This is a genomic window from Streptomyces sp. NBC_01224, assembly GCF_036002945.1.
In the GTDB taxonomy this organism is placed as follows: domain Bacteria; phylum Actinomycetota; class Actinomycetes; order Streptomycetales; family Streptomycetaceae; genus Streptomyces.
Window position 1 is genome coordinate 1 of the sequence record NZ_CP108529.1, and the last position, 12,366, is coordinate 12,366.

Annotated in this window: 11 protein-coding genes; 5 read left to right on the forward strand and 6 right to left on the reverse strand. The window is 69.0% G+C overall.

Features of this window, described 5'->3' with window-relative positions; genetic code table 11:
• Positions 1 to 505 precede the first annotated feature (505 nt).
• From OG609_RS00005 to tpg, 5 genes are all read left to right on the forward strand, one after another.
• Positions 506 to 1,069 (forward strand): hypothetical protein, encoded by a 564-nt coding sequence (locus tag OG609_RS00005; protein WP_327270827.1) that lies wholly within the window; start codon positions 506 to 508, stop codon positions 1,067 to 1,069.
• Positions 1,070 to 1,120: 51 nt separating this feature from the next.
• Positions 1,121 to 3,787: a DEAD/DEAH box helicase gene (locus OG609_RS00010; RefSeq protein WP_327270828.1), complete on the forward strand. Its 2,667-nt coding sequence runs from the start codon at positions 1,121 to 1,123 to the stop codon at positions 3,785 to 3,787.
• Between the two features lie 399 nt (positions 3,788 to 4,186).
• Positions 4,187 to 4,690: a hypothetical protein gene (locus OG609_RS00015; protein WP_327270829.1), complete on the forward strand. Its 504-nt coding sequence runs from the start codon at positions 4,187 to 4,189 to the stop codon at positions 4,688 to 4,690.
• A 46-nt stretch (positions 4,691 to 4,736) separates the two neighbouring features.
• Complete coding sequence (locus OG609_RS00020) at positions 4,737 to 4,937, forward strand: hypothetical protein (protein WP_442817920.1); 201 nt, start codon at positions 4,737 to 4,739, stop codon at positions 4,935 to 4,937.
• A gap of 361 nt (positions 4,938 to 5,298) precedes the next feature.
• Positions 5,299 to 5,853: a telomere-protecting terminal protein Tpg gene (tpg, locus tag OG609_RS00025; RefSeq protein ID WP_442817921.1), complete on the forward strand. Its 555-nt coding sequence runs from the start codon at positions 5,299 to 5,301 to the stop codon at positions 5,851 to 5,853.
• 32 nt (positions 5,854 to 5,885) lie between these two features.
• Here tpg and OG609_RS00030 read toward each other — a convergent pair whose 3' ends face one another.
• The 6 genes from OG609_RS00030 to OG609_RS00055 form a co-directional block, all read right to left on the reverse strand.
• Positions 5,886 to 6,965 (reverse strand): hypothetical protein, encoded by a 1,080-nt coding sequence (locus tag OG609_RS00030; RefSeq protein ID WP_327270831.1) that lies wholly within the window; start codon positions 6,963 to 6,965, stop codon positions 5,886 to 5,888.
• A gap of 227 nt (positions 6,966 to 7,192) precedes the next feature.
• Entirely contained in the window at positions 7,193 to 8,314 is a 1,122-nt protein-coding gene (locus OG609_RS00035) for an integrase (RefSeq protein ID WP_327270832.1), read from the reverse strand.
• 437 nt (positions 8,315 to 8,751) lie between these two features.
• Positions 8,752 to 9,111, reverse strand: a complete 360-nt coding sequence (locus OG609_RS00040; protein ID WP_327270833.1) for a helix-turn-helix domain-containing protein — start codon at positions 9,109 to 9,111, stop codon at positions 8,752 to 8,754.
• Positions 9,108 to 10,187, reverse strand: coding sequence for a tyrosine-type recombinase/integrase (locus OG609_RS00045; protein ID WP_327270834.1), 1,080 nt, complete (start codon positions 10,185 to 10,187; stop codon positions 9,108 to 9,110). Before OG609_RS00045 ends, OG609_RS00040 begins: the two co-directional genes overlap by 4 nt.
• Positions 10,188 to 10,306: 119 nt before the next feature.
• On the reverse strand, positions 10,307 to 10,699 hold the full coding sequence (locus OG609_RS00050) for an ATP-binding protein (protein WP_327270835.1): 393 nt from the start codon (positions 10,697 to 10,699) through the stop codon (positions 10,307 to 10,309).
• Positions 10,696 to 12,357: a transposase gene (locus OG609_RS00055; RefSeq protein ID WP_442818052.1), complete on the reverse strand. Its 1,662-nt coding sequence runs from the start codon at positions 12,355 to 12,357 to the stop codon at positions 10,696 to 10,698. The genes OG609_RS00050 and OG609_RS00055 overlap by 4 nt, the downstream gene beginning before the upstream one ends.
• Positions 12,358 to 12,366: the final 9 nt, after the last annotated feature.

Below are 12,366 nucleotides of genomic sequence, written 5' to 3' on the forward strand. Positions count from 1 at the left end.
TACCACATCGCTGCGCGATGTGCAAGCGAACCACCGCGCTTTGCGCGGTGGTTGCGCACCCGCTCCGCGGGTGCGGACTCTGGTGCTGCGCACCAGAGGTGACTCCGTTTCTCGGAGTCTGCGCTTCGCGCAGTGTGCCCGGCAGAGCCGGGCCAACTCCCTCCGCTTCGCTCCTGGAGTTGGGGGCCGGCCCGCGTTGCGGGCCGGTGGGCCCCGCTGTGCGGGGCCCTGTCTGGCGGGATGTCAGGCGCGAGTGATCGGAACTCTTGTAAGGGAGTTGACGGATACTTCGCATCCGTCTGATGGTGTGTCCGCTGCGCTCCCCCACCCTGGTTCTTCCGGCTACGCCTCCAGGACCTGAAGCCCGCTACGCGGGCTTGGCTGGCTACAAGGGGTGGGGGGTCGCTCGTCCGTATCGGGTTCCAGTGTAGTGGGTGCATCAAGTTTGATTCAGCATGTACCGTTGGCAGAAACGAGTGACATACTGATGGCTTGGGGACCACTGATGGGCAACGCGCAGGCTTATCCGATCTACCGAACCTTTGACGCAGCAAGCATTATTTCTGTGGCTTTCGATCTTGTCCGGTGCGGAGAGGGTTATGAAGGCGAGACTGGATACCTCGATGCAGAGCTGGGCGATGTCGATGATGTGCTGAAGGCTCGTAACCTCTTTCCGGATGCGTGGTTCTCCCACCGTCGTTCTAACTTTCGGGGTGCCGACCTGTCTGATGACGCCGCGGTGTTGACTGGACTGCTGCCCATGCAGCTTGATGCGGAGGAAGTCTTGGAGGGGGACGTTCTCTCCAGGGCCGTAGAGGTGCTGCGCCCTGCGGTGTGGGGGCAGCTCGCGTGGATGGCTCTCAGGTGGCCGGCCATACCGGAGCTCGGCCTAGGACCTGAGTACGCACGCACAGGCGTTCAGGCCTGCTTCAACATCGATGCCAACCATGAACCAGTGGCGGGACATACGGTCTACGTCCACGTCTATCCCGGTGATGAAGACAGAGCACGTCACCTTGCTCGCATGATCGGAAAGGACGTCATCGGCCCTCCTGAGCACGGTTGGTGAGAATTTATTTTACGGCGACGGTTGAACAGGCGAGATGAGAGAGCGAGCAGAGTGAAGGGTTATTTTCAGCTTCGAGAGCATCAGGTAGATCAGAAGGAAAAATTCCGGAGGTGGGTTGGTTTTCCTGCAAGGTCATCTGTGCCCCCGCAGGGTGGCCGGGGCACGATCGTGTCAGCGACCGGCTCGGGCAAGACGATCACGGCCGCCGCGTGCGCGCTGGACTGCTTCCCGGGCGGCCGGATCCTGGTGACCGTGCCAACCTTGGACCTGCTCGTGCAGACCGCCCAAGCGTGGCGCCTGGTGGGCCACCGGGCCCCGATGGTCGCGGTGTGCTCGCTGGAGAACGATGCGGTCCTCAACTCGCTGGGGGTGCGCACCACCACCAACCCGATCCAACTGGCCCTGTGGGCCGGGTCCGGGCCGGTCGTCGTGTTCGCCACGTACGCCTCCCTGGTGGACCGCGAGGACATCGACGCACCGATGGGCCAGGGGAAGGTTCGTGGGCCGTTGGAGGCCGCTCTGGCGGGCGGAGAGCGGCTCTATGGCCAGCAGATGGCGGGCTTCGACCTCGCGATCGTGGATGAGGCACACGGCACCGCTGGTGATCTTGGTCGTCCGTGGGCGGCGATCCATGACAACGCCCGTATCCCGGCGGCCTTCCGGCTCTACCTGACCGCCACGCCGCGCATCCTCGCCGCGGCCCGGCCGCAGAAGGGCGCGGACGGCCAGGAGGTGGAGATTGCGACCATGGCCGACGACCCGGACGGCACGTACGGCGCGTGGCTCGCAGAACTCGGTCTGAGCGAGGCGATCGAGCGCGAGATCCTCGCCGGGTTCGAGATCGACGTGCTGGAGATCCGCGACCCCTCCCCCGTGATCGGGGAGTCCGAAGAGGCGCGGCGCGGCCGGCGCCTGGCCCTCCTGCAGACCGCGCTCCTGGAGCACGCCGCCGCGTACAACCTCCGCACGGTCATGACGTTTCACCAGAAGGTGGAGGAAGCCGCCGCGTTCGCGGAGAAGCTGCCTCGGACCGCTGCCGAGCTGTACGTCAACGACGCATCCGACGAGGACCTGGCCGCCGCGGACAAGCTGCCGAAGTCCTCCATCGACGCGGAGTTCTACGAACTCGAGGCCGGCCGCCACGTACCCCCGGACCGCGTCTGGTCGGCGTGGCTGTGCGGCGACCACCTCGTCAGCGAGCGGCGCGAGGTGCTGCGCCAGTTCGCAGGCGGCATCGACGCCGCCAGCCGCCGGGTCCACCGCGCGTTCCTCGCGAGCGTTCGCGTGCTCGGGGAAGGCGTCGACATCACCGGTGAGCGAGGTGTGGAGGCTGTCTGCTTCGCGGACACCCGCGGTTCCCAGGTCGAGATCGTGCAGAACATCGGCCGGGCGCTGCGGCTCAACAAGGATGGCAGCACGAAGGTGGCCCGGATCATCGTGCCGGTGTTCCTGGAGCCCGGCGAAGACCCGACCGACATGGTCGCCAGCGCCTCGTTCCGGCCCCTTGTGGCGGTTCTCCAGGGCCTGCGCAGTCACGATGAGCGCCTGGTCGAACAGCTCGCCTCCCGCGCCCTCACCAGCGGCAAGCGCAAGGTCCACGTCCAGCGCGACGAGGACGGACGGATCGTCGGAGCCAGCGGCCAGGACCACAGCGAGGACCAGGAGCAGGACGACACCCACGCCGCCGCCGAGTCCGCCCTACTCCACTTCTCCACCCCTCGTGACGCCGCGACCATCGCCGCATTCCTGCGCACCCGGGTCTACCGGCCCGAGAGCCTGGTCTGGCTCGAGGGCTACCAGGCCCTCCTCCGCTGGCGAGCCGAGAACGAGATCACCGGCCTCTATGCCGTGCCCTACGACGTTGAGGTCGAGGTGGGCGTCACGAAGGACTTCCCCCTTGGGAGGTGGGTGCACCAGCAGCGGAAAGCACTGCGGGCCGGGGAGCTGGAAGCGCGGCGCAAGACCCTGCTGGACGCACCCGAAGCCGGGATGGTCTGGGAGCCCGGCGAAGAAGCCTGGGAGAACAAACTCGCCGCGCTCCGCTCCTACCAGCGGGCCACCGGACACCTCGCACCCCGGCAAGACGCGGTATGGGGCGAGGGCGAGGCGATGACGCCCGTCGGCCAGCACATGGCCAACCTCCGCCGGAAGGGCCAGAAGAACGGCCTGGGCAAGGACCCGGAGCGGGCGGCGGAACGCGCGGCGCAGCTCACCGCGATCGACCCGGACTGGGACTGCCCCTGGCCACTGGACTGGCAGCGGCACTACCGGGTGCTCGCGGACCTGGTCGACGCCGATGGCGTGCTGCCCGAGATCCAGCCTGGCGTGCTGATGGACGGCGATGACATCGGCAAGTGGCTGGAGCAGCAGAAGCAGCCGGTCACCTGGGCGAAGCTCCTCCCCGAGCAGCAGGAGCGGCTGACCGCGCTGGGCGTCCAGCCCGCTGAGGCGGCGCCTGCCGCCCAGGCTGCCCCGCGTACGGCGAAGGGCCCGAGCAAGGCACAGCAGGCGTTCCAGCGAGGCCTGACGGCACTCGCGCAATGGGTCGAACGGGAAGGCGTGGGCCGACCGGTACCCCGGAAGGCGGTGGAGACCTTGCCCGACGGAACCGAGACCAAGCTCGGCATCTGGTACAGCAACACCAAGTCCAGGCGGGACAAGCTCACCGCCGAACAACTCGACGCACTACGCAAGCTCGGGGTGGAGTGGGCCGTGTAGCGTCCGGTGCTGGTTTCAATAGCAAGTCGCTTCCGCATCGGCAGACATCACCCTCGGAGAGCATGTGCACATGAGAGAAGTACGCAAGAGAATCATGGCCGTATCCGGAATGCTGGCGGCTGTCGTCCAGGACGGCTTCAAGTTCCCGGCAGGAGTGGGCTCTCGGTGATACCCCAGATCCAGAGGGCGCGTTCGGGTGGACAGTGGCTCGGGACACGGGCCGCCCTCCGCGTTCCCGTCGTACTGATAACTCTCGTCGCCGGCGCGGTGGGAACCGCCTCCTGTGGCCAGGACAGCCCCGGCGTGGCATCGCCACAAGCGCCGAGGACAGTGGCACCTCGTCCCGAGCCGTCCGCAACACAGACCCTGCCGCAGGCCTCCGATCTGCCCAAGCATGCGGTGACCAGCGACAAACAGGCCACGCTTAGCCCGGGCAGGACGATGGCCACGGGATACACCGGGAACGATTTCCTCACCGGACTGGCGAAGGACTGGAAGATCCGACTCGAAAAGCCCATCGAGCAGGAGATGCCCAACGGGAAAATGAGGACGTACGTTCACGGGCGCGGCAAGAACGGGATGACCGTGTCGGCCGGCTACGCCGATCACAAGAACATGTCCTCCCTGCTGTGCCGCGCGGGTACGAAGGAACCAGGCGATTTCGAGTTCCTGGCTTCCTGCACAGGTCTCGACGTCGCCGGAATCGACCATGACAAGGCGTCCTCGTGGCTCGACCGGGCGAAGAAGGAGACCGACTCCCTGTACGAGAAGCAGGTGACCAAGACGGGAATCGAAAAGGAGTACGTTGTCAGCGGAGTGTTGGTCTCGGGCCCGGTGAGGATGGTTCTGCACCGCGCATACGAGAGGTACTCACTGAGGATCCTCGGAGGCGCAGCGGCGTAGCGGCATCAGCAGGATTCCAGGGTCAAGGCCCCTCGTCGACCTCGGATTGAAGTGGGCAGCACAGGACCCGGAGCGGGCGGCGCAGCGCGCGGCGCAGCTCACCGCGAACGACCCGGACTGGAACTGCCCCTGGCCACTGGACTGGCAACGCCACCACCGCGTCCTCGCCGACCTGGCCGATGCCGACGGCCAGCTGCCCGGCATCACACCCGGCGTCCTCATGGACGGCGACGACATCGGACTGTGACTGGAGCAGCAGAAGCCCGGACACCTGGGCGCGGCTCCTCCCCGAGCAAGGCGCAGCAGGCGTTCCAGTGCGGGCTGACGGCACTCGCGCAGTGGGTGCACGCACAGCCATGGCATGCACCTCAGCACTTTGCTCGTTGCCCTGTTGCGTACCCAAAGACGCCCACGCAGCACTGGCAATCGGCGGGTCGAACCGGGGCGCTCTGCCCTCGGTCCGTCACCGTCCCTGTCTCCCGTTCTGCGTCTGTAGCCCAGGTTTGCCCATCGTGTGCCCTGTACGGCGGATCTCGATCGTGGGAGGCCGCGTCTGTGAGAGGTATGGCAGCGCAGACAGCCATAGGGGTCAAGCGCCGGGGAGAGTCGTGGGGGAGATCAGCGACGGAATTGAGCGAGCGCTGCTGACGCGCCCGGTACCTACAGGCGCCTCGGCACTGCGTTTCCTCATGAGGGCCGAGAAGGGCTCCACGAAGAAGGTGGCACGCCTCCTGGGCGTTTCACAGCGCACCGTGCAGCGGTGGGTGACAAAGAAGCCCGGAACACGTCGTCCGCCAGGTGCGCAGCATGCCCAGGCGATCGAGGAAGCGGTCCTGGCTCGGTGGCAGCCCCGAATACGGGCCCGTCGGCGTGCCCAGGCCGAGGCGGAGGGCTTCGTCTTCCACACCAGGGCGCGATTCGGGTTCGCGGCTCCTGCAGGCTCCTCGGACGACCCGCGGGTGCGGTGGATCACCCAGTACCTGCCTGGAGAGGTCGCCCGGGAACTCTTCGCCGCCCGGGATGCCGGCGCAGGCGAGCAGCAGCAGATGGTGATCCTCGCTCGCGCGCTGGGGCACGCCTACTTCCGCGACGGGGGCCACCGCGCCCACGGCCTGCACATCGCCTTCAGCGACCTCGAGTTCGCCGACTTCTCGATCGGCTGAGCCTGGCCCGTCGCGTAACAACGTCAGGGTGTTCAGCGTCGTGGGGACCTGGCGCGGCTGGCCGGTACCGCTTCGTACCTCTCGGCTTCCTGCCGCTCGCGCCAGTCCCACTCCACACGGCCGACCGGGCCTTTGCGGCGAGCCGCGAGCGGCTGGGGCGGGCGCAGCCTGGCCGTCTCCGCCACGCGCAGCAGGTGCCCACGGTCCCCTGGCGCGGCAAGCAATTCCTGCTCCTCGCCGGAGGCGAGGCGGGTGAAGCAGGCCGCGGCCCGCAGGAAGCCGCCGGCCCAGGGCGGTACGGGGTAGGCGGCGCAGCCGTCGGTGTAGCGGGCGCGGTCGTGCAGGGCGAGCATGGCCGCGGCGTCGTCGTAGTCGCGGGGGCGGGCGGTGGCGAGTTGCTGGAGGGAGGCGCCGGTGAACAGTGCGGCAGCGACGGCCGCGGCCAGGCGAGGATGTGCGGTCGCCGCGTGCAGCCGGTGGGCGACGCGCCGGGCGGTGGGCGCGGTGAGAGGCGCGGGCGGTGGGCGGTGCCGCCAGGCGATCGACGGTGGCGTGCACGGGTCGGCGCAGGGGCGGGGGCTGTCGTAGGAGACGAGGCGGTCCAGTGCGGGCAGGTTGAGCCACCGGCCGACTGGCCCGGCGGGCTCGTCTGCGGGCGGGGGTTCGGTGACAGGCGTGCCGTAGTAGTGGCGGTGGGCAGCCTCGAAGTCGGCGGTGAGGGAGTAGTCGGCCGTCTGCAGGGCCTGGTGGAGAGCGGCGGGGAGGTGTGGGCGGTGGCAGACCAGGGTCAGGTGGATACCGGTGAGGGCCTGTAGCTGCAGGAGGCGCGTCGTGCGGCGGGCGGTGAGGCGGTGGGCGCGCAGGACGGTCAGCCGGGTAATGGGCAGGGCGGTCATCCAGGCGGTAGCTGCTTGCCAGGCGGGCTGACGGCCGGCAAGGAAGCGGCCCGGGAGCAGGGGCGGTTTGCCCAGGGCGGCGAGAAGGTCGTGGGCGAGGCCGGTCTCGCTGGTGGTGCCCGGGCCGGGGTGCAGGGTGATCCGGCCGGACGGCGGATGGTGGGCGGCCAGAGCAGTGTGCGTGTGAATCGCGTCGTCGCCGGGGTCCAGGACCACAGTGATGGACGGCGAAGTCGCGGCGGGACAAACTCAGCGCGGAACAGCGCGACGCACTACGGAAGCTGAGCGTGGACTGGGCATGAGTTCCGGCGGAGGGTTGCCTGCCGTGTGCCGGGAGGCAGCCCTTTACGGCGTGGGGTGATCCAGAGACCGCTAAGGCACCATGCCTGGGTGGACATAGACATTGCGAGGAGCAGCTCAAGCGGTTCGCCGGGCTCGGACCGTCATATTGGTTTGGTGAGGTTCGGGCTGGGCCGGTAGTGGGCGACTCCTGCGTAGGACATCCCCAGTGAGGTGGTGAGGGTCTTGGCGTCGAGTTCATCGGCGAGGGTGAGCAGGCGAGTAGAGCGCAGGATGCGGGGCCGGAGGCCAGTAGGGGCGAGGGTGTCGCGGATGTGAGCGGCGCCGGCGGGGCCGTGGTGGGTGCGGGTGAGCCGAGTGACGAGCAGGTGGGGGTTGTCCGAGCCCAGTTGGTGTCGGTGTTCTTGGCAGCGTTGGAGTGCGGTCCAGGTCGCGTCGTCGAGCGGGATGGCCAGGGATCTGCCGGGGAAGTGGACGCTGTGGTGATGGGGGTTGATCCCGGTGTCAGAGAGCTGGCGCAGCTCGGTGATGGTTGCTGCGTGGAGCAGGGCGGCGAGGCCGATGAATGCCTCGTGCGGGTGTATGTCGTGGTGGGTGGTCCACCGCTGGTACAGGGTGCGCTGCTGGGTCAGGGTGAGGGTGGGACCTTTGAATCCCCTGTGCTGTACGGCATTTATGGGGTCGGTGGGGTTGTGGAGGATGGCTTTGGAGTAGTGGGCGTACGCGAAGAACTGGCGCAGTCCCGCGAGTCGGGATGCGCGGAGGGCCGGGTTGAGGGCCAGGAAGGATTCCAGATGGGCGGTGGTGACACTGGCCCAGTTCGTGTGGCCCTCGGTGTGGAGGTGGAGGGCCAGGTCGCGGACGGCAGTAAGTCGGATCTCGATGGTTTTCAGCTGGTTGGGGCGTAGTCCCAGTTGTTCGGCTTGCTCGCGCTGTCGCAGGAGGAAGGCGGCGAACTTCTTGGCCTGGGGGCGCAGAGGGGTGGGTGTGGCCTCGATGCGGCGGGCTCGGCGTTCTGTTGCTCGTCTGTCGGAGCGGCGTGGTGGTGGGTCGAGGTGGCCGTGGGTGCGGAAGAAGTCGGTGAGCGCTCCGACGAGTTCGGGGGCATCGCTTTTAGCGCGGGCGAGGAGGCTGCAGGGGTCGCAGGACTCGGCGTGGAGGAGCAGGCGCGCGGTGGTGGCGATGAGGTCGGCCGCGTAGATCGGGTGTCGGTGCGCTGCGAGGTGTACGGCGAGGTCGCTCCACCAGGAGGGCGGGGCGGGCATGCGCTTGGCCCAGCCCGCCGCGCGGGTCAGGACTGTGTGGGGTGAATGCTCGTAGCAGCGCTTGCAGAGGCCTTTGGCCCACCGGCCGCTGGTTCCGCATTGCTCGCAGTGGGCTGGGGGCGGGGCGGCAGTGGGATCGGTACAAGCTCGGCAGCGCTGGGTCGCCGCGTCGAGGGCACGTCGGCGTCCGCAGTGCTGGCAGGGGCCCCGAGCTCGTTCTCCGGCGGATCGGCGTCGGCATGCCGCGCACAGGTCCTGGGCGGAGCGCCGTGGTGCGCCGCAGAGCGTGCAGGTGCGTGAGCACCAGGGGCAGCGGCCGGTGTCGGGGTGCAGCCAGCGCAGTCGGTGGCAGGCCGGGCAGTTGTCTTTGACACGAGAGGGTGTGGCACGGGTGGTCGTGGGCGGGTCCGTCGCGGGGTGTGCGGGGCGGGGTGCGGTCACAGCGGTGGCAGGGATCGGTGGCTGGGCACGGGCTGCTGTCGAGGTGGTGGGGTGGTGCGTGGTCCAGGTGGTGGGGGTATGGCGGGCTCGCCGACGGTAAGCAGGTCGCCTGGGGTGCAGTCCAGGGCGGCGCACAGGGCGGCCAGGGTAGAGAGCTTCACCTGGGAGGGCTGTTTGGTGAACAGGGCGGACACCGATGCCGCAGACAGCTCGAGACCGGCCCGCTCGGCGAGCAGGCGGCGCAGTTCGGTGCCGGTCCAGATACCGCGCTGTGCCGCGGTCATCCGAAGTCTCCACTCCACCTGCGGTGGCGGGGGCATGGGCTCGACGGCGTGCAGAGGGGGTGGTGTGGTCATGGGTGTCCTGCCCTGGGGTCAGCTGGCCAGGTTAGTGACGGCGGTCGACGTGGCGCGGCGCCAGGCGTCTTCGACGAAGGTGAGCGAGGGCCGCACGTAGGCCATCGTCGAGGCGATGTGCCAGTGACCGAGGAGCTGCTGGACGGTGAGCAGGTCCATGCCCTTCTCGTAGTGTGGGTCGCGCAGGCCCGGCGCAGATCGTGCGGGGTGAACCGGTCGTCTGCGGGGCGGCCTTCCAGGTCCAGGAGGTGGCAGAGGCGGTCGCGTACGGTGTCCGGCTTCAGCGGCTGGCCGTGGGCGTCGCAGAACAGCGGGGCGGTGTCGGGGAAGAAGGGGCGTACGTCTCCCAGGTACCAGGCGAGGATCTGGTCCAGTCCGTCGAGCATGGGTGCCCATCTCGGGCGGGGCCCCGAGGTGTTGGCCGCCTTGCCGAATCGGACGTGGAGTTTGCCTGTCGGGCCGAGTGCGGGATGGACGTCGCATTGGTCGAAGCGAATGGCTTCGCTCACTCTGGGAGCGGAGTGGTAGAGGGTGCGCAGCAGTGCGTAGTCCCTTGCCGCGGCCGGGTAGTCGGACGTGGTGGTCAGGCGCTGGCGGGCGAAGGCGAAAAACGCGGTGAGGCGCTCGGCGGTGGGCGGCAGGATGCGCGGGGTGTCGTCGAAGACATGGCGCAGCCGGTTGAACCGGTCCAGCGGGTTGGCCACTGGGGTGCCGTACAGGGTGCGGATCTCGGTGGCGTAGCGGGCCTGGATGAAGGTGTGGAACGTGCGGAGCATCTGCAGGTACTGGCGTCTGGTCCCCGCCGCCCGCCCCGCCACCACCAGGGAGTGGAGCATCGCGTCCACATCGGCCGGCTCGATCTGCCACACCGGCCGGTCATAGTGGTCCAGCACCCGTTGCAGCAGCGACGTGTAGCAGCCGATCGTGGTGGGAGCGAAGCCTCTCGCTGTCCATGTCGAGGCGAATGCCTGCACGCAGCGGGTCTGGAACGCCCACACATCGGGTACCTGCCCGGCCTCGGGAGCAGGGCCGCAGAGCCCGCCCTCGACCAGCCGAAGAAACGGCTTCCCCGCCACACTCCACCACCAACCAGCAATGACTCTTGGTTAAGGCGGCACCTGAACAACCTCTGTGCCACCGAATCCATCAACGAGACAGCTGCAGAAAAGCAACCCTCACCTCACGAATAACCCGGTCATCCACACGCCTCCCCGTTGAGCCACTGGGCCTCATCCACCAGGAAGGTACGGGGGCGCTCGGCCAGGGCGGTTTTCAGCAGGCGGTCGAACTCGCTGGGGTGGCGCGGTGGTTCCCCGGCCAGGTCGAGCGCGGTGAACAGTTCGTAGCGCACCGCTCGGGCGGTGGGCCGGGCCCGGAAGGTGATCTTGCGGACGTCCTCGTGCGGTTCGAGGTTTCGCAGGCAGGTGTTGACGGCGAGGGTCTTGCCGAAGCCGGCGCCGCCGTGGATGCACATCATGGCGCGGGCGGCGACGGTGTCGGTGATGTTCTCCCGGGCGGTGAGCAGGGCGCGGGTGGTGACCACGGACGCATCGGGCAGGTCGACGTACTGGTAGGTGGCCGCGGTCACGAGGCGTCTCCGTCTTCGTCGGTGGTGGGACGTGCGGCCCGTCCGTCCGAGCCGTCCGGGGCTGTAGCGGTGGAGTCACGGCCGGACGGGAGCGGGACGGGCAGGCCTGGCGTGGTCAGCGCGGCCAGGGAAGCTGGGGTGCGCCAGTCGGCCGGGGGCGCGGCGGGCGGGATGAGGTCCGGCAGCGCGATCTGCGCGAGGTCGGTGTCGGCAGTCTGGGCAAGTTCCGCCTCGGCCTGCGCGGTGGTCAGCGCGCCGAGCCGCCGAGGCGCCTCCGGCTGGTTCACGGCGGCGTAGCGCTCGCGTTGGGAGGCCTCCAGGTCCTTCTTCAGGCGGCGGGTGCGGGCGGCCCGCGCTCTTCGTACAGCGCTGATCTGTTCGTCGGTGGCCTGGTCGGCCAGGTCCGCGGGACCCAGGTAGCGGCCAGTGGCGGCGTGGTAGACCTCGATGCGGTGGTCGTGGTGGGGCATGAAGCGGACCCTGACCTGGATCCCGGCCTGGCCGGTCATCCACGGCCCCACGTAGTCGCGTTTCCTGAAGCGGATGCCGCGGGTGGTCAGCGTGCGAGTGCCGGCGTCCTCCAGGGTGAACGTCCACAGATCTGTTGCGGGCACGTCCCGCAGCGGGGTGGGATCGTCCTGCCACGCCTCAAGCGGAGTCTTGCCCCGCAGCGGCGCCGGGCGGTGCTCGGTGTTCCACCAGAGCGTCCAGGCCAGCAGCCGGGCGGTGAAGTCCTCGAAGCCGAGCAGCACTTCGTCCTTCGGGCGGGAAGCCCGTTTGCCGGGGCGGGGCTGGCGGGCGTAGCCGGGCAGCGCGGCCAGGAACATGCTCTCCACCGCCCGGTTGAGGCCCTCCACGGTGCCCTTGAGGTGGGGGGTGTAGGCGGGCAGGTCCTCCACCGTCACGTCCAGGAGATCGAACGCGGCGGTCACCGTCCTGGACAAGAAGTCCTTGCCGCGGTCCACCCGTACCTTCTCCGGCAGACCACCGAACGGACCGTAGGGCTCCTCCCGCAGGACCGCAGAGCGCAGCGCGGCCAGCACCGACTCCCGCGACGGATGCACCGGCGTGACGGCCACCCCGGTGATCGCGTTGGTGGCGCAGTCGGTGAACCAGGTGATCCACGGCCTGCGGGCCTTGCCCTCGACATCGACCAGCACCGGCGCCTGCATGTGGTCGGTCTCCCACACCTGGTTGCGCCAGCCCCGCGGCCGGGCCAGGAACACATCATGCTTGCGCGCCGCCCGCTCCCCACCCGCAAGCCCGGCCCGCTCCCCCGGCATCAGATCACGACGGATCGCCCGGTGCAGCGTCGTCAACGACGGCACATCCGGCGGCAGAGCTGTACCCGGCGGCGGCCCGGCCTGTGTACCGACATCAGCTACTGGGCGCCCGGCCGCGCGGGCAGCGAGCTCACGCTGCACCGCGGCGACATTGCCCTTCCACAGCGCCAGCAGCGCGCGGACCTCCGGTGTGATCGTGAACCTCGTGCCGGTCTGGGCCCGTGCCCCGGGCTCGTCAGCTGCCCGTTCGTCGCGGCCGGCTTCGGCCAGCCACCGCCACACGGTGCGCTCCGACACCCCCAGCGCATCCGCCGCCACCCGGACATGGCCGGTCTTCAGCTCGCCCCGCACCCGCAGAGCGAGCAGCCGACGCACCGCCACACC

Excerpts from the sequence above, each read along its gene's own strand:
- OG609_RS00040 (WP_327270833.1), bottom strand. The coding sequence starts at position 9,111 with ATGACCACACCACCCCCTCTGCACGCCGTCGAGCCCATGCCCCCGCCA.
- OG609_RS00035 (WP_327270832.1), bottom strand. The coding sequence starts at position 8,314 with ATGCCCGCCCCGCCCTCCTGGTGGAGCGACCTCGCCGTACACCTCGCA.
- OG609_RS00005 (WP_327270827.1), top strand. The coding sequence starts at position 506 with ATGGGCAACGCGCAGGCTTATCCGATCTACCGAACCTTTGACGCAGCA.